General features: G+C 64.2%; 17 protein-coding genes. 13 read left to right on the forward strand and 4 right to left on the reverse strand.

Annotated elements, in window-relative coordinates:
- Positions 1 to 16 precede the first annotated feature (16 nt).
- The 4 genes from IVB29_RS01370 (at position 17) to IVB29_RS01385 (ending at position 4,883) form a co-directional block, all read left to right on the forward strand.
- On the forward strand, positions 17 to 1,510 hold the full coding sequence (locus IVB29_RS01370; RefSeq protein WP_247501589.1) for an AMP-binding protein: 1,494 nt from the start codon (positions 17 to 19) through the stop codon (positions 1,508 to 1,510).
- Positions 1,507 to 2,148, forward strand: coding sequence for a TetR/AcrR family transcriptional regulator (locus IVB29_RS01375; RefSeq protein WP_247501590.1), 642 nt, complete (start codon positions 1,507 to 1,509; stop codon positions 2,146 to 2,148). Before IVB29_RS01370 ends, IVB29_RS01375 begins: the two co-directional genes overlap by 4 nt.
- Positions 2,145 to 4,055, forward strand: coding sequence for an NAD(P)/FAD-dependent oxidoreductase (locus IVB29_RS01380; RefSeq protein WP_247501591.1), 1,911 nt, complete (start codon positions 2,145 to 2,147; stop codon positions 4,053 to 4,055). Before IVB29_RS01375 ends, IVB29_RS01380 begins: the two co-directional genes overlap by 4 nt.
- Positions 4,056 to 4,247: 192 nt before the next feature.
- Positions 4,248 to 4,883: a DsbA family protein gene (locus tag IVB29_RS01385; protein WP_247501592.1), complete on the forward strand. Its 636-nt coding sequence runs from the start codon at positions 4,248 to 4,250 to the stop codon at positions 4,881 to 4,883.
- A 3-nt stretch (positions 4,884 to 4,886) separates the two neighbouring features.
- On the opposite strand, the gene ald is transcribed toward IVB29_RS01385, so the two are convergent.
- A complete protein-coding gene (ald, locus tag IVB29_RS01390; RefSeq protein WP_247501593.1) occupies positions 4,887 to 6,002 on the reverse strand; it encodes an alanine dehydrogenase in 1,116 nt (371 codons plus the stop codon).
- Between the two features lie 144 nt (positions 6,003 to 6,146).
- Between ald and IVB29_RS01395 the strand changes: the two genes are divergently transcribed.
- The 6 genes from IVB29_RS01395 (at position 6,147) to IVB29_RS01420 (ending at position 13,516) form a co-directional block, all read left to right on the forward strand.
- Positions 6,147 to 6,626, forward strand: coding sequence for an Lrp/AsnC family transcriptional regulator (locus IVB29_RS01395; RefSeq protein ID WP_247501594.1), 480 nt, complete (start codon positions 6,147 to 6,149; stop codon positions 6,624 to 6,626).
- Positions 6,627 to 6,760: 134 nt separating this feature from the next.
- Positions 6,761 to 7,252: a (2Fe-2S)-binding protein gene (locus IVB29_RS01400; protein WP_247501595.1), complete on the forward strand. Its 492-nt coding sequence runs from the start codon at positions 6,761 to 6,763 to the stop codon at positions 7,250 to 7,252.
- A complete protein-coding gene (locus IVB29_RS01405) occupies positions 7,249 to 8,265 on the forward strand; it encodes a xanthine dehydrogenase family protein subunit M (protein ID WP_247501596.1) in 1,017 nt (338 codons plus the stop codon). Before IVB29_RS01400 ends, IVB29_RS01405 begins: the two co-directional genes overlap by 4 nt.
- Before the next feature lie 7 nt (positions 8,266 to 8,272).
- On the forward strand, positions 8,273 to 10,477 hold the full coding sequence (locus IVB29_RS01410; RefSeq protein ID WP_247501597.1) for a xanthine dehydrogenase family protein molybdopterin-binding subunit: 2,205 nt from the start codon (positions 8,273 to 8,275) through the stop codon (positions 10,475 to 10,477).
- Between the two features lie 96 nt (positions 10,478 to 10,573).
- On the forward strand, positions 10,574 to 12,931 hold the full coding sequence (locus tag IVB29_RS01415) for an Orn/Lys/Arg decarboxylase N-terminal domain-containing protein (protein WP_247501598.1): 2,358 nt from the start codon (positions 10,574 to 10,576) through the stop codon (positions 12,929 to 12,931).
- 6 nt (positions 12,932 to 12,937) lie between these two features.
- On the forward strand, positions 12,938 to 13,516 hold the full coding sequence (locus tag IVB29_RS01420) for a GNAT family N-acetyltransferase (RefSeq protein WP_247501599.1): 579 nt from the start codon (positions 12,938 to 12,940) through the stop codon (positions 13,514 to 13,516).
- 3 nt (positions 13,517 to 13,519) lie between these two features.
- Here IVB29_RS01420 and IVB29_RS01425 read toward each other — a convergent pair whose 3' ends face one another.
- The 3 genes from IVB29_RS01425 to IVB29_RS01435 form a co-directional block, all read right to left on the reverse strand.
- Complete coding sequence (locus tag IVB29_RS01425; RefSeq protein WP_247501600.1) at positions 13,520 to 13,732, reverse strand: hypothetical protein; 213 nt, start codon at positions 13,730 to 13,732, stop codon at positions 13,520 to 13,522.
- Between the two features lie 120 nt (positions 13,733 to 13,852).
- Entirely contained in the window at positions 13,853 to 14,299 is a 447-nt protein-coding gene (locus IVB29_RS01430) for a flagellar basal body protein (protein WP_247501782.1), read from the reverse strand.
- 116 nt (positions 14,300 to 14,415) lie between these two features.
- Positions 14,416 to 15,465: a hydroxyacid dehydrogenase gene (locus IVB29_RS01435; RefSeq protein WP_247501601.1), complete on the reverse strand. Its 1,050-nt coding sequence runs from the start codon at positions 15,463 to 15,465 to the stop codon at positions 14,416 to 14,418.
- Between the two features lie 246 nt (positions 15,466 to 15,711).
- Here IVB29_RS01435 and IVB29_RS01440 point away from each other — a divergent pair, with 246 nt between their 5' ends.
- The 3 genes from IVB29_RS01440 to IVB29_RS01450 all read left to right on the forward strand — a co-directional run bounded on the left by IVB29_RS01440 (position 15,712) and on the right by IVB29_RS01450 (position 17,322).
- Positions 15,712 to 16,263 carry a thiamine pyrophosphate-binding protein gene (locus IVB29_RS01440; RefSeq protein ID WP_247501602.1) on the forward strand — a complete coding sequence of 184 codons (552 nt, stop codon included), beginning with the start codon at positions 15,712 to 15,714 and terminating at the stop codon, positions 16,261 to 16,263.
- A gap of 7 nt (positions 16,264 to 16,270) precedes the next feature.
- Entirely contained in the window at positions 16,271 to 16,867 is a 597-nt protein-coding gene (locus IVB29_RS01445; RefSeq protein WP_247501603.1) for a thiamine pyrophosphate-dependent enzyme, read from the forward strand.
- 77 nt (positions 16,868 to 16,944) lie between these two features.
- Positions 16,945 to 17,322 carry a VanZ family protein gene (locus IVB29_RS01450; RefSeq protein ID WP_247501604.1) on the forward strand — a complete coding sequence of 126 codons (378 nt, stop codon included), beginning with the start codon at positions 16,945 to 16,947 and terminating at the stop codon, positions 17,320 to 17,322.
- Positions 17,323 to 17,332 lie beyond the last annotated feature (10 nt).

The raw sequence follows: 17,332 nt of genomic DNA on the forward strand, positions 1-17,332 counted from the left end.
GGCCCGAAACCGCACAATGATCAACCTTTCAAGCTTCATCGCCTTCCACGCCCGACGAACGCCGGAACGGCCCGCGCTGAAATACCGCGGCGAGCAGATTTCCTATGCCGTGTTCGACGCGCGCATCCGGCACGTGGCCGGCTGGCTCGCGGCGCAAGGCATCGGCGCCGGCGATGTCGTGGCCGTGCTGATGAAGAACAGCGCGGCTTTCCTCGAACTCGTCTTCGCCACCAGCCATCTCGGCGCGGTGTTTTTGCCGATCAATTTTCGCCTGTCCCGCGACGAGGTCGGCTACATCGCCGGCAATGCCGGCGCGCGGCTGTTGATCGTCGATGAGGAACTGGCGCCGAACGCAGCCGGCGCGAAGAATGTTGTGCTGAACGAAGCCGCACAGCAAAGCGTCACATGTCTCGCGGGCGACGCAGCGCCTGCACCGATGCACGTCCGCCAGCCATCCGACCTGATGCGGCTGATGTACACCTCGGGCACGACCGACCGCCCCAAGGGCGTGATGCTCACCTACGATAATTTCTACTGGAAGTCGGCCGACCAGACCATCGCGCTCGGCCTTGGCGCCGACACGCGCCTTCTCGTCGTCGGCCCGCTCTACCACGTCGGCGCGCTCGATCTGCCCGGCATCGCCGTGCTCTGGCATGGCGGCTTGATCCGCATCGAGCGTAATTTCGAGCCGGAAGCCGCGCTCGCGGCCATCGCGGAGGACAAGCTCAACGCCGCCTGGTTCGCGCCCGTAATGACCACCGCGATGCTCACCTGCCCCACGCGCGACCGGTACGACGTCTCCAGCCTGACATGGGCGATCGGCGGCGGCGAGAAGACGCCGGAGCTGCGCATCCGCGCCTTCTCGGACTATTTCCGCAATGCGCGCTATATCGACGCCTATGGTCTCACCGAGACCGTCGGCGGCGACACTTTCATGGAAGCCAGCCGCGAAATCGAAAAGATCGGCTCGACCGGCCGCGCCATCGCCCATGTCGAGATCGAAATCCGTGACGAAGATGGCAATGCGCTTCCGCCGAACGTCAACGGCGAGATCTGCCTGCGTGGTCCCAAAATCACGCGCGGCTATTGGAAGGATCCGGAGAAGACTGAAGCCTCCTTCTTCGGCGACTGGTTCCGCAGCGGCGACGTCGGCTATCTCGACGACGAGGGCTTCCTGTATCTCACCGACCGCAAGAAGGACATGATCATCTCCGGCGGCGAGAACATCGCCTCCTCCGAGGTCGAGCGTGTCATCTACGATTTGCCTGACGTGCGCGAGGTCGCGGTGATCGGCCTGCGCGACGCACGCTGGGGCGAGCGTCCCGTCGCCATCGTCGTGCTCGCCGAGGGCGCGACGCTGGAGCTCCCTGCCCTCACCGACCACTGCCGCGCCCGGCTGGCGAGTTTCAAGGTGCCGAAACAGCTGATCATCCGCGACAGCCTGCCCCGTAATCCGTCGGGAAAGATTCTCAAGCGCGTGCTGCGCGCCGAGCTGGAGACGTCTGAATGACGCAAGCCAACGCCAAGATCACAAAGCTCAACCGCGTCGAGCGCAACGCCTGGACCAAGCAGAAGATCTTTGAGGCCGCGACGAAAGTCGTCGGCAAGCATGGCTATGCCGAAGCCTCCGTCGCGCGCATCACCGAGGAGGCCGGCGTCGCGCAGGGCACCTTCTACAATCATTTCGAGAACCGTCAGGAGCTGCTCGACCAGTTGCTGCCCAAGATCGGCCTCGACATGGTCGAGTTCATCCGTGCCCGCACCGGCGATGCGGATGCGGCGCGGCAGGAGATCGCGCGCTTCTCGGCCTTCTTCGATTTCATCCGCGAGGTTCCGGAATTCCTGCGCATCCTCAACGAGGCCGAGTTCTTCGCACCCATCGGCTACCAGAAGCATCTCGACAACATCTCGGTCGCCTATGTCCGCATCTTGCGTCGCGCGCGAGGGTCAGGCGCGATCGAGGATTACAGCGACGAGGAATTCGAGGCCATCGTCCACATGCTGATGGGCTCGCGCGGCTATCTCAGCCGCCGCTACTCCTATTCGGCCGACGGTGTCACCGCAGTACCCGACCACGTCATCTCGGCCTATCGCAAGCTGATGACGCGCGGCCTCTTCAGTTCATCCGGAGATCAGGACACGCCATGAACATCGCATCTCCACACAAGCCGTTCGATATCGCTTCCGCCATCGCCGAGGGCGACATCCGCTGTCTGCTGATGGTGCTCGTGCACATGACCGGCGACGAGAAATGGCTCGAACCGCCTTACCTGCCCAAGCGTGACATCCGCCTCATCCCGGATCCCGAAGCCGGGGTGCCTCGGGAGGTCCAGGATGAAATCCGCGCCGCGGTGGTCAAGCTGTTTGCCGACGGCATGCCCAAACCCGTGATCACCGATCCCGGCGAGGGGCTGCTGCTCAGGATGATGCGCGCCTGCCTCGGCGAGAACGTCGCGCCGGAATACGCGCCCCTGATGCGCGAGGAGATGGGCTTTGTGCCGCGCGAGCCGCGCTGGACCAGGCGCCCCTCCGACGAGAAACTCGCCGATCAGCACGTGCTGATCGTCGGCGCCGGCGTCTGCGCCATCGCGCTCGGCGTGGCGCTCGGCCATCTCGGCATCCCCTACACCATCGTCGAGAAGAATGACGAGCTCGGCGGCACCTGGTGGATCAACCGCTATCCAGGCTGCGGGGTCGACACGCCGAACCATTCCTATTCCTATTCGTTCGGCTCGGGCAATGCATGGACGCGCTACTTCTGCCAGCGCGAGGAACTGCTTGGCTATCTGCTGAAGGTCGCAGACGAATACGGCATCCGCAAGCATCTGCGCGTCAATACCGAGCTCACCTCGTCGCGCTGGGACGACGGCAAGCGGCGCTGGATCTCCACGCTCAAGACTGAGAATGGCGAAGAGACCTTCGAGTCCACCGCGCTGGTCTCAGCCATCGGCCAGCTCAACGATCCCTCGCGCGCACATTTCAAGGGCGAGGAAGAGTTCAAGGGAACGATCCTGCATTCGGCAATGTGGTCCGGCGATATCGCACTCGACGGCAAGCATGTCGCCGTGATCGGCACTGGTGCGACGTCGATGCAGCTCGTGCCGGCGATCGCCGGCCGCGTCGCCTCGGTCACGGTCTATCAGCGCAGCGCGCAATGGGCGCGGCCGGTAAAGGGCTATGCCGATCCGATCAGCGAGGGCGCGCGCTGGCTGCTGGCACATCTGCCGTTCTATGTGCAGTGGTACCGCTTCAACATGTTCTGGCGCTACGGCGATGGCCTTCTACCCTTCCTGCGCAAGGACCCGACCTGGCCGCATCCGGCGCGCGCCGTCAACAAGGGCAACGACCGGCACCGCCAGGAGCTGACGGACTTCATCCACGCCGAGCTGAAGGACCGGCCGGACTTGATCGAGAAGTGCGTCCCGACCTATCCGCCCTATGGCAAGCGCATCCTGCTCGACAACAACTGGTTCAAGACATTGACGCGGGACAATGTCGAGCTCGTCACCGACGCGATCGACCGTTTCGACGCGGGCGGCATCGTCACCGCCGACGGCGAGCACCGCCCCGCCGACATCATCGTCGTCGCCACCGGCTTCAAGGTCACGGAGATGGCAGCGCGCCTCAATATCAGCGGCCGCGACGGCAAGGATTTGCGCGAGGCCTGGGCCAACGACAATCCGAAGGCGTTCCTCGGCCTCACCGTGCCGGATTTTCCCAACTTCTTCTGCATGCTTGGCCCCAACTCCGGTCCCGCGCATGGCGGCAGCGTGATCTTCCAGTCGGAATGCCAGAGCCGCTACATTTCCGCCTGCCTCGCCGGCATGATCGAGCAGGACGTCGCCGCGATCGATGTCCGCCCCGACGTGCTCGACGATTACGTCCGCAAGGTCGATGCCGAGCACGAGGGGATGATCTGGACCCATCCGGGCATGAGCACCTACTATCGTAACTCCAGCGGCCGCGTGTTTTCGGCGATGCCCTGGCGGTTCGTGGACTATTGGCGCATGACACACGATCCGGATCTGGGGCAGTATCGGCTGACGAAGGCGTAGAGACCAGGCGTTGATCGCGCCACGACGACAGTGCACCCTCTCCCCTTGCGGGAGAGGGTGGTTTCGCGAAGCGAAACCGGGTGAGGGGTTCTATCCCTACGAACGATAGCGCGGGTGGATAGAACCCCTCATCCGGCGCTTCGCGCCACCTTCTCCCGCAAGGGGGGAAGGAAGGAAGAAAGGGAGCCCGCCATGCCGAAGCCGCGCGTTCGCATCTACACGGACTACAAGAGCCCCTATGCATTCGTCGCCAACAAGCGCCTGTTCGCGCTCGAGGAGAGCCACGGCGTCGAGCTGGAATGGCTGCCTTATACACTCCGCGTCGCCGAGTTCATGGGCACGGTGGAGGAACGTACGCCGCATTTCTGGCGCAAGGTGCGCTACGCCTATATGGACGCGCGGCGCTATGCCAATGCGCAGGGGCTCGTCATGAAGGGGCCGCGACGGATTTACGACGCGTTCTATGCCAGCGCCGGGATGCTGTTCGCGCAGGCCCACGGCTTCTTCCGTCCGTACCACGACATGGTGTTCCGCAAGTTCTGGAGCCATGAGCTGGAGATCGACGATCTCGCGTCAATCTCCGATGTCGTTACGGCATGCGGCGGCTCAGCCAGCGAATTCGAGGCCTATGTCAACGGCCCTGCCCGCGCCGAGCACGACCGCATCATTGACGAGGCCGAAGCGCTCGGCGTGTTCGGTGTTCCGACCATGGTGTTCAACGGCGAGCTGTTCTGGGGCGGCGACCGCATCGAGATGCTGATCGAACGCATCGAGAATCCCGAAACGATCGAGGCCGCACTCGGCAGCCGTCATCGCAAGCCGGCGTAAACGCTAAGCAGCGAGCCCGCTTCCCACCGGAGCAAAGTCCATTCCGAGGCTCTCGGCCACCGCCTTGTTGGTGATGCGGCCGCGATGCACGTTCAGCCCGTTGCGCAAGTGAGGATTTTCCAGCACCGCGGCAAAGCCCTTGCTCGCGAGCATCAATCCGAACGGCAGTGTCGCATTGTTCAGCGCCTGGCTTGACGTCACCGGCACCGCGCCCGGCATGTTGGCGACACAGTAATGCACGACGCCGTCGACTTCATACGTCGGTTCAGCGTGCGTGGTCGCATGCGAGGTCTCGAAGCAGCCGCCCTGGTCGATCGCGACATCGACCAGTACCGCACCCGGCCGCATCGATTTCAGCATCGCGCGCGTGACGAGCTTTGGCGCGCTCGCGCCCGGCACCAGCACCGCGCCGATCACGACGTCGGCGGCGAACACTTCTTCCTCGACCGACTCGATCGTCGAGAAGCGCGTGCGCACGCGGCCTGCAAAGAGATCGTCCAGTTCGCGCAGCCTGGGAAGAGAGCGGTCGATCACGGTGACTTCCGCGCCCAGCCCTGCGGCCATGCGCGCCGCCTGCGTTCCCACCACGCCGCCGCCGAGCACGACGACCCGCGCCGGCTGCACGCCGGGCACGCCGCCGAGCAGCAATCCACGACCGCCGGCCGACCGCCTGAGCGCGGCGCCGGCGGCCTCGACGGCGAGGCGGCCGGCGACTTCGCTCATCGGCGCAAGCAGGGGGAGGTGACCGGCCGCGTCGGTGACGGTTTCATAGGCGATCGCAGTACAGCCGCAGGCGAGCAGGCCCTTGGCCTGTTCGGGATCAGGCGCAAGATGGAGATAGGTGAACAGGATCTGGCTTTCGCGGAGCTGGGCCCATTCGCTTACTTGCGGCTCCTTCACCTTCACGATCATGTCGGACGTGGCAAAGATATCGCGCGCGCGCTCGGCAATCGCGGCCCCTGCCCGCCGATACACATCGTCGGACGCGCCGATGCCGCCGCCGGCGCCGGTCTCGACCGTCACCTGGTGCCCGGCCGCCACATATTCGCGGACGGCGCCCGGGGTGAGCCCGACGCGATATTCCTGCACCTTGATTTCCCTGGGCACACCGACACGCATCCTCAAGCTCCTTCGCCAATACGTTGATTCTGCCGTTGATCGTAGCGAGAGGGCCGGTTTGGTTTCGTGCAAATATCCGCTAGTTTGATGGCGTCCGCGCCGGTTTCCGGCGCGGAAATGCCATTTCACGCTGGAAACAAAACATTGGCCCTCGACCGGAAAGATCTCGCCATCCTCGCGGAACTCACCACCAATGCGCGGGCCAGCCACACTGAGCTCGCCAACAAGGTCGGGCTGTCAAGCACCGCGCTGGCGCGGCGGCAGAAGGCGCTGGAGGACGACGGCTACATCCAGGCCTACCAGGCTGCGCTCGATCTGACGCAGTTCGGCCTCACCACGACGGTGCTGGTGCGCATCGCGCTGGAGAGCCAGAGCGACGAGGCGCTGAAGGCGTTCGAGGCGGAGGTGGTGAAGTGCCCCTCCGTCGTGCGCTGCTTCCTGATGTCGGGCACCGACGATTACATCCTGATCGTGCTCGCTCGCGACATCCAGGATTTCGAACGCATCCACCGCACAGAGCTGTCGCGCCTGCCGCGCGTCGCGCGGGTGCAGTCGAGCTTCGCGCTGCGCGAGGTGGTCAACCGCGCGGTGCCGACGGTGGTGTTCGGCGAAGCGAAACGCTAGTCATTTCGGCCACGGACGTCGTTGGGAACAAAGCGGCCCACCGCCCGTTGGGCGCTATCGCCTGGCGGAACCTGCATGCGCGGCCGAAGCGCCTGAGGAAGCCCGGCTTTCGACAAGGCGTAGGGTGTTCCAACATGGCTCAAGCCTCACACCAGATGCCGGAGCGCATTCCGGTCAATCTCGTCGTCAATGGCACCAATCGCGACCTCGACCTCGCACCATGGACGACGCTGCTCGACGCCCTGCGCGATCATCTGGGCATGACCGGCACCAAGAAAGGCTGCGATCATGGTCAGTGCGGAGCCTGCACCGTGCTGGTCGACGGCCGGCGGGTCAATTCCTGCCTGACGCTCGCGGTCATGAAGGATGGCGCCGAGATCACCACGATCGAAGGTCTTGCCGAGGATGCCACGCTGCACCCGCTGCAACAGGCTTTCATCGACCACGACGCTTTCCAGTGCGGCTATTGTACGCCGGGCCAGATTTGTTCAGCGGCCGGCCTCTTGGCCGAAGGCCACGCCAAGGATGCCGACGAAATCCGGGAGCTGATGAGCGGAAATCTCTGCCGCTGCGGCGCCTATCCCAACATCGTCGCCGCCATCCAGCAGGCAATGGGCCGGCCATGAACAACTTTCACTATTCGCGCGCCGCCGACGTCGCCGATGCCATCCGCCTCCTCGCCGCCGATCCAGACGCCAAGCTGATTGCGGGCGGCACCAATCTGATTGACCTGATGAAGGAGAATGTCGAGCGTCCTTCCGGGCTGATCGACATTTCCCGCCTGCCATTGCGCAAGCTCGAGGAGACGGCCGACGGGTCCTTGCGCATCGGTGCCTTGGTGCCCAACTCGGATCTCGCCTACCATCCGCTGATCGAGCAGCGCTATCCCCTGCTCGCCAGTGCGATCCTGGCCGGCGCCTCGGCGCAATTGCGCAACATGGCCTCCGTTGGCGGCAATCTGATGCAGAGGACGCGTTGCGCCTATTTCTATGACACGGCGACGCCCTGCAACAAACGAAATCCCGGCAGCGGCTGTTCGGCGATCGACGGCCTCAACCGCAACCACGCGATCCTTGGCACAAGCCCGTCTTGCATCGCGACCAACCCGTCGGACATGAGCGTGGCGCTGGCCGCGCTCGGCGCGCTGGTGCACGTCGCCGGGCCGTCCGGCGAGCGCACCATCGCCCTGGCCGATTTCCATCGTCTGCCCGGCGACAAGCCGCATCTCGACACCAATCTCGGCACCGGCGAGATCATCATTGCGATTGAACTGCCGCCGCTCGGCTTCGCCCAGAACTACAGCTATCTGAAGATCCGGGACCGGCTGTCTTATGCTTTTGCCCTGGTATCGGTCGCGGCCGCGCTCGAACTCGAGGGTAACGCAATCAGTCAGGCTCGCATCGCGCTCGGCGGCGTGGCACACAAGCCCTGGCGCAGCCTCGAAGCCGAAGCGGCGCTGCGCGGCCAGGCGGCAACAGCGGATCATTTTTCGCACGCTGCCGATCTGCTGCTGGCGGGCGCGACCGCACGCGCGCATAACGGCTTCAAGATCGAGCTGGCACGCCGTGCCATCGTGCGGACGCTGACGCAGGCTGCGAACGCCACACCACAATCGCAGGCTCACAAGAAGATCGCGTGAGGGACCGATGAACGCCTATGTTGGAACACCAACGTCCCGCGTCGACGGCCGGGCCAAGGTCACCGGGGCCGCCAAATACGCCGGCGAATTCCCTGCCGACGGGCTCGTTCATGGTTTCGTCGTCGAAGCCACTATTCCACGCGGGCGCATCGCCCGCCTCGACACCAGCGCGGCCCTGCAGGTGAAGGGCGTGCTGGATGTGCTGACGCATGCGAACCGCCCGCCGCTCGCGGGCAACGACGAAGCCTGGAAGGACGAGGTCGCGCCCGAGAAAGGCTCGCCGTTCCGTCCGCTGTATGACGACACGATCAAGTTCAACGGCCAGCCGATCGCGCTTGTCGTTGCGGAAGAGTGGGAAACCGCGAAATTCGCAGCCACGCTCGTGCGGGTCGAATATGAGCCGCACGGCTTTGCGACCGATCTCGAAGGCGAGCGCGGCAGCGCAGTCGAGTTCGACAAGCCGCATGAGCCGCGCGGTGACGCCGCGGGAGCCCTTGCCCGAGCTGCCGTGCGTCACGAGGCGGACTACGTCATCCCGACCGAGCATCACAACCCGATGGAGCTGTTCGCGACCACGGCGGTCTGGGACGGCGACGGTAAGCTCACGGTGTACGATAAGACGCAAGGCGTCCAGAACGTCCACAAATTTCTCTGCGGCGTGTTCGACAAGAAGCCGGATGATATCCGCGTCGTCTCGCCCTATGTCGGCGGCGCGTTCGGCTCCGGCTTGCGGCCGCAATACCAGGTGGTGCTGGCAACGCTTGGCGCGCTGGCGCTGAAGCGCAGCGTTCGCCTCGTGCTGACGCGGCAGCAGATGTACGGGCTCGGCTACCGGCCGATGACCATCGAGCGCGTCGCGCTCGGCGCAAAGACCGACGGCGCGCTCGATGCGGTCACGCACGAAGCCATTGCCGTCACCTCACGCTACGAGGATTTTGCGCGCAACGATACCGGCTGGGCCGAACAGCTCTACAGCAGCCCGAACAGCCGTTTCTCCCACAAGCTGGTCCAGCTCGATGTTTCTACCCCCTGCGACATGCGCGCGCCCGGCGCCGCTTCCGGTGTCTGCGCGCTCGAATGCGCCATGGACGAGCTCGCCGTCGCGCTCAAGCTCGACCCGGTCGAGCTGCGGCTGAAGTGCTACTCGGACCGTGACCAGAGCGAAAATCTCCCCTACACCAGCAAGCAGCTGCGTGAATGCTATGCCCGCGGCGCCGACGCCTTCGGCTGGAGCAAGCGCAATCCGGCGCCGCGCTCGATGCGCGACGGCAAGGAGCTGGTCGGCTGGGGCATGGCGACAGGTGTGTGGGAAGCACTCCAGATGCCGGTTGCAGTTCGTATCGTGCTGACGTCGAACGGCCACGCCGAAGTGTCTTGTGCCGCATCGGATATCGGTACCGGCACCTACACCATCGTCGCGCAGGTGGCAGCCGATGCGCTTGGACTGCCGATCGAAAATATCAGCGTCAAACTAGCCGACTCAAGCCTGCCACAGGCGCCGGTCGAAGGCGGTTCCTGGATGGCGGCCTCGAGCGCACATGCGGTGCTTGCCGCCGCCGAGGAGGTGCGCAAGGAACTGTTGAGCCTTGCCTCGAAAATGCATCGCTCGCCACTCGCCGACGCCGAGTTGACCGATACGGTCCTGGTCGACGGCACCATTGCCAGGACCAACGACAACAGCCGCGCAGTCTCGATCGCCGACGCGATGCGCCACGGCAATATCGAACGTATTGCGAAAGAAAAGCTCAACCAGTTCGACGAAGACAAGAAACACGCGCGCAACACCCATTCGGCGGTGTTCGCCGAGGTGAAGGTCGACGAGGAGCTCGGCGTCATTCGCGTCAGCCGGATCGTGAGCGCCGTCGCAGCCGGGCGGATCCTCAACACCAAGACCGGCCGCAGCCAGGTCATGGGTGGCGTGGTCTGGGGAATCGGGATGGCGCTGCACGAGGGGACGGTGATGGACCATCGCTTCGGCCGGATCATGAACCCGAATATCGCCGAGTACCATATTCCCGTGAATGCCGATGTGCGCGACATCGACGTGATCTTCGTCGACGAGCCGGACGCGCACATCAACAAACTTGGGATCAAGGGGCTGGGCGAGATCGGCGTCGTCGGCGTTCCCGCGGCGATCGCAAATGCCGTCTACCATGCCACCGGCAAGCGCATCCGCCGTTTCCCGATCACGCTGGACAAGTTGCTGGACTGATCGCGCCGTCACACTGTCCCTGCTCGATCGGCAATTGTCATCGAACTGTCATCGAATGTGCCGAGAGCTATTTCTCTCGCATATTCAGGACCTGACATGGACTATTTCAAGCGCTTCAACTTCCTGTTCGCCGCACCCGTGTTCGATGCCGACGACCTCGAGGGCATCCGTTTCAACCAGATCGTCGAGGAGATCCAGCGCTCCGGGTTCGAGGTGGTCCGGGCCCGCAAGCTGGAGGACGCCGAGATCGCCGTGCAGACCGATGCCGCGATCGGCTGCATGGTGGTGGACTGGGGCAAGAAGGGCCTGGAGGGCAGGACCTCAGCGCTGATCAATTTGATGCGGCGCCGCGGCCTCGACTTCCCGATCATCCTGCTGATCCGGCGCAAGCGCTTCGAGGACCTCCCCGTCGAGGTGCTCGACTTCATCGACGGCTATGTCTTCCTGTCGGAGGAGACGCCGACCTTCATCGCCAAGAATTTGATCAGCCGGCTCAAGCAATATGCCGAGACGCTGAAGACGCCGTTTTTCGGTGCGCTGGTCGACTATGCCGAGGAAGGCAACCAGCTCTGGACCTGCCCTGGCCACAATGGCGGCGTGTTCTACAACCGCAGCCCGATCGGCCGGGTGTTCGTCGAGCATCTCGGCGAGTCCGTGTTCCGCGACGACCTCGACAACTCCGTGCTCGACCTCGGCGACCTCCTCACCCATGAGGGGCCGGCGCTGAAGGCGCAGAAGGAAGCCGCCCAGATTTTCGGCGCGGAAAAGACCTATTTCGTGCTGAACGGCACCTCGACCTCGAACAAGGTCGCGCTCGGCGCGCTCGTCACCGACGGCGACCTCGTGCTGTTCGACCGCAACAACCACAAGGCCGCCCATCACGGCGCGCTGATGATCAATGGCGGCATCCCCGTTTACGTGCCGACCGTCCGCAACGCCTGGGGCCTGATCGGCCCGATGCGCTGGGACGCGCTGGACGAAAAGGCCCTGCGCGAGGCGATCCGCAACCATCCGCTGGTCACGGACAAGGAGACCTGGCGAAAGGAGCGGCCGTTCCGCGTCGCTGTGGTCGAGCAGTGCACCTACGACGGCACGATCCACAGCGCCGAGATGATCCTGAAGCGCATCGGCCATCTCTGCGAATACATCCTGTTCGACGAGGCCTGGGCCGGATTCATGAAATTCCACCCGCTCTATGCCGGCCGCTTCGCCATGGGGCTTACTAATCTTCCCCCGGAGGCGCCGGGTATCATCGCGACGCAGTCGACTCACAAGCAGCTCGCGAGCTTCTCGCAGGCATCCCAAATCCATATCAAGGATCGCCACATCCGTGGCCAGAAGCGCCGCGTCGAGCACCGCCGCTTCAACGAAAGTTTCATGCAGCACGCCTCGACCTCGCCGTTCTATCCGCTGTTCGCTTCACTCGACGTCGGCGCGCAGATGATGAAGGGTCGCTCCGGCGAAGTGCTGTGGGACGACACGATCCGCCTCGGCATCGAGCTGCGCAAAAAAATCCGCGCGATGCGCCGGGAGTTCGAGGAGAAGGAGCAGAACTCCGATCGGCGCTGGTTCTTCGAGCCGTTCGTGCCGGATCGTGTCGCTATCCCCGACGTCAGCCGCCCCGGCGGCGCGCATAACGTCGCTTGGGAAACACTGTCCACCGACGAGATCGCTACCAATCCCGCGCTGTGGCAACTCTCTCCGGATACCAACTGGCACGGCTTTCCCGATCTCGCGGAAGGCTTTGCCATGACCGATCCGAACAAGCTGACGCTGCTCACGCCCGGCTTCGATCGCGCCACCGGTGCCTATGCCGAGCACGGCATCCCCGCGCCTGTGGTCGCGCAATATCTGCGCGAAAACCGCATCGTGCCTGAAAAGAACGACCTCAACTCGCTGCTGTTCCTGCTCACCCCCGGCGTCGAGGCGAGCAAGGCCGGCACGCTGATCTCCGGTCTCGTCGCGTTCAAGAGGTTGCACGACGACAATGCGCTGCTGGCAGATGCAATCCCGGAGTTCTACCAGCGGCGGCAGGCGCGCTATGCTGGCGTGCGGCTGCGCGACCTCTGCGGCGAGATGCACCGCTTCTTCCGCGCTGCCGACGTCAGCGCGCTCCAGGCCCGGCAGTTCATGCCCGAGCATATGCCCGAGATCGCGATGTCGCCGCGCGATGCCGCGCGCTATCTGTTCAAGAACGACGTCGACTATTTGCCGATCGAAGCGATCGCGGGCCGCATCGCCACCACGCCCTTCGTGGTCTATCCGCCCGGCATCGCCACCATCGTGCCCGGCGAGCGCCTGACGGAACGCGCCAAGCCCATGGTGGATTATCTCAAGATGTTCGAGACCTGCTTCAACACATTTCCGGGCTTCGAGGTAGAGATCCAGGGCATCTACAAGGAGATCGATGCGCAGGGCCGCATCGGGCTCTATACCTACGTCGTTGCCGAGTAAGTGCCGATGAACGAAACTGCGATTGCCCGTTCGGATGACGAACAGGTTTTAGTCCGCCCCTCACGCGAGAGCGACGTCGAGGCGATGCTGGCGATCTATCGCCATCACGTCCGCAACGGCGTGCCGCGCGATGTCGAGGGAACCGGCGCGCCGGAGCCGGATGATCTGCGCGACCGGCGCAAGAATCTGAAGCAGACGCGCCTGCCGCATCTGGTCGCGACCTGGCGCGGCGAGGTCGTCGGCTATGCCTATGCGGTGCTGTTCCGCAAGCGCCCGGCCTATCGCTACACCGCCAAGCATTCGATCTACGTCCATCATGAGCATCTCGGCCGCGGGGTCGGACGGTTGCTGCTCCAGGGAATGATCGACGCTTGTGCGGCGGCCGGTTTTCGCCAAATGATCGGCTATATCGATGCCGACAACGCGCCCTCGCTGGCGCTGCACGAGAAGTTCGGTTTCGCCCGCGCCGGCCTGCTCTGCGGCGTCGCCTATCGCCACGGCCGCTGGTCGGACACCGTCATGGTGCAGCGTTCGCTCGGCGCCGGTGTCACCGCGCCGCCATCGCTCACGACACCCGGCCGTTGAACCCTACGAGGGAAAGTCAGCCGGTCTGACCTGGATCCGGTCGGCATGCAGCGACCAGTGATGCAACGCCTGGTCCTTGCAGAACTTTGCTTTCGCCCGCTCCGTCGCTTCATTCTCGTCGGTGGCGTCGATTTCGAGCGAGCCCTGGCACACTTCGATTTGCCGGCCGTACTCGCCAAGCACGTCCTTCATGAACCTGATGACATAAGTTGACATGGGACCTCCCTGCTGCCCCGGCGGCACTCTAATCCCATTTAGCCGGAACCGGGGAAGGAGATTTTGACGCGGATCAAGGCCGGCGAGGTTCCCGCCGCCGATCCTGGCACCGGTCGACGATTACGTTTTGATATCGAGCAGCGAATCTGTCGTTTCAGAATAGGCTTGAATGACCTTCGCATTGGCAATGAAGCTGTACTTTGCGGTCGCCAGCTCAACGAATTCGCTGGCGAGATCGACGTTCGGCGCGGCGACCAGGCCATCCTGGTTCGCGAAGGGAGCGCTCGGGTCGGATTGCGCGATATAGCTCGGCGAAACCGTCGACACGGTCGCGATCGTACCGCCCGGCGTCGAGCCGCTCGATTGGGAGACCTGATCGACTCGCAGCGGCACATAGGCCGCAGGAAACGTCGGAGCAATGCCCGAGCTGCCCGCACCGGCCGATGTGCTTGCGCCTGACGCCGGCAGCGGGCCGGTCGTCTGAACGTTGGCGATGTTGCTCGCGGCCACGTTCACACGCAAGCTCGCAGCAGAAAGTCCTGAGGTCGCAATCGAAAATATGCTCATGGACTCACATCTACAGGACAAGTCATACGCGTTCACTCACGCCATCGGTAAAATCCGCCGCTTTCTGTTTTGATGCTCGTAACCAACGATCGGAGCGCGATCAGACTTCGCGCGCCCTACCCCGGCATCACGCCAAAAGCCTGCTTGAAGCGCTCGGCATAGCGCGGCCAGACTTCGGGATTGATGATGCGCGGCGGGCGCTTGCCGTCGAGCGTATCCAGCACCTGCTCGGCGGCGATGCGGCCCATGTTCTGGCGCGCCTCGATCGTGACGCCTGCGGTATGCGGGCTCGCCAGCACGTTGTCGAACTGGAGCAGCGGATGCTCCGGCGGCGGCGGCTCCTTGGACCAGACGTCGAGACCGGCACCGGCAATGCGCTTGTCGCGCAACGCCTGGAGCAGCGCATCCTCGTCGTGAATAAAGCCGCGCGCCGTGGTGATGAAGTAGGCATGCGGCTGCATCAGCGCAAACTCGCGCGTGCTGATCATGTTGCGGCTGCGCTTGTCGAGCGGGCAGGAGATCGAGACAAAATCAGAACGGCGCAGCAGCTCGTCGAGCTCGACCTTCTCGCCGCCCCGCTCGGCCATCACCTCGGCCGTGAGGTTGGGATCGTAGGCCAGCACCTTCATGCCGAACAGACCCTTGCAGAGTGCTGCGATGCGGCGGCCGACATTGCCGAGGCCGATGATGCCGACGGTCTTGTGCTCGATCTCGTTGCCGACGAGTTCGTTGCGGTTGACGTTGGACTCCCTGCGGAGCTTGCGATCGGACTGGATGATGCGCTTGGACAGCGTCAGCATCATCGCCAGCGCGTGCTCGGCGACCGAATGGGCGTTGCCGCCGGACTGGTTGACGACCAGCACGCCCGCATCCGTGCAGGCCTCGACGTCAACGGGATCGAAGCCCGCGCCGTTGCTGGACACCAGCAACAGGTTCGGCGTGCGCTTCAGGAGGGCGGCATCGACATGGAAATGCGGGGCGAGCTCGTCGCGGGCGGCACCGATCTGGTAGACATGGGCGGCGCTCATGATCGGCGCGTAGAAGTCCTCAGGACTCTCGTTCTCGATGCGGTCGAGCCGAACGTCGGGCCGCGCCTTCATGATGTCGATATAAACAGGATTGGCCAGATATTTGACGTAGAAGACGCGCTTGCTGTTGACGGACATCAGGTCCCTTCCGGTTCTCTCTCAAGGAGATCCGCCAAGGCCAGCGCAAAGCGCGCTCCGTCCGTGCGTCCCTCCCGTTTTCTCGTTGCCGGACTTATGACATGGCGGTGCCGGTCACGGCAGGCCGCCTGGCGCAGATCACGGTGCCGGCCGGGACATGTTGACAATCCCGCCCGCTCCGTCAAGTTCGGCAGGCCGCCGCGACGGCCAAAACCAAGAAGCATGCGCGGCTCAAGGGAGAACGCAATGGCGATTGCGGAACAGCAGAAACAGGGGGCCGGCGAAAAAAGCTGGCACGGCATCGTCCTGCAAACCCTGAAGCGGAACGAGATCAGCCTGATCCCCTACGTGCCCGACCGCGTGTTGACGCCGCTGATCAAGAACCTGCACGCCGATCCCTTCTTCACCACCTTTGCCACCGCCCGCGAGGAAGAGGCCGTCGGCATCGTCTCCGGCGCCTGGATGGGCGGACGGCGCGGTGCGGTGCTGATGCAGACCTCGGGTTTTGCCACGCTGGCCAACACGCTCGCCTCGCTCGCGGTGCCCTACCAGATCCCGCTGATCATGTTCGTCTCCGAGCGCGGTACGCTCGGCGAGTTCAATTACGGCCAGGCGCTGGTCTGCCGCACCATGCGGCCGGTGCTGGATTCGCTGGCGCTGGAGCACCACACCATCACAAGGCTCGACGAGCTCGAATTCATCGCCGACCGCTCGATCAAGCAGGCCGTCACGACACAGGCGCCGGTGGCGCTGATCCTCAACCCGCTGCTCACCGGCGGCAAGACCTTCGACAAGTGAGCGCCCCATGAATACGCGCAATACCAAGGTGATGAACCGCTTCGATGTGACCTCGCGCCTGATCGCAAAGCTCAAGCACGAGGAAGCCGTGGTCGGCGGCATCGGCAATACCAATTTCGACCTCTGGGCCGCCGGTCACCGCCCGCAGAACTTCTACATGCTCGGCAGCATGGGGCTCGCCTTCCCGATCGCGCTCGGCGTGGCGCTGGCGCAACCCGATCGCCGCGTCTTTGCGCTGGAAGGTGACGGCTCGCTGCTGATGCAGCTCGGCGCGCTCTCGACGATTGCGGCCTTGAAGCCGAAGAACCTGATCATGATCGTGATGGACAACGGCATCTACCAGATCACCGGGGCGCAGCCGACACCGGCCGCAAACGTGGCCGACATCGTCGCCATCGCAACAGGCTCGGGGCTCGCCAGGAGTTCCTGGGCCGCGGACGAGGAGGATTTCGAGCGTCTGGTCGACGAGGCCATGTCCGCCGCCGCGCCGAGCCTGATCGCCGTGCGCATCGACGACAAGCCGGGCGTCGGCGCCACCCGCAGGGATCCCGTGCAGATCAGGGAACGGTTCATGCACGGCCTCGGCGTACGCGAGCCACTTTAACGTTTCGTCATTAACTACACGGCGATCTGATCCTCCCGCCGCAACAGGCTGTCGCGATTCCGTGCTATCGGCTTTGCATGTCCATTTTTGTTCGCTTTTTTGCCTGGCTGCTGGCCGCCGCCGTCACTTTCGCAACCCTCGGGCCGCCAAGCCTGCGGCCTCACTCCGACCTCGGTCAGGACGGCGAACATGCGCTGGCCTTCATTCTGATTGGGCTCGCCTTCGGCCTCGCCTACCGGAATCGCCGCTGGACCGTCGCCGCCGTCGCGGTGGTCCTGATCGGCGTCCTCGAGCTGATGCAATTCTGGGCGCCGGGCCGGCATGCGCGGCTGGAGGATTTTCTGGTCGATGCCGCCACCGCCTGCGTCGGGTTTGCGCTCGCAGCCATCGCTGATTGGGCCATGACGCGGCTTCGTGCCAGCTCCACCGTCACAAGCGAAGGCCCCGCGGAGTAACGCTCCGCAG

Source organism: Bradyrhizobium sp. 1, assembly GCF_023073315.1.
GTDB lineage: Bacteria > Pseudomonadota > Alphaproteobacteria > Rhizobiales > Xanthobacteraceae > Bradyrhizobium.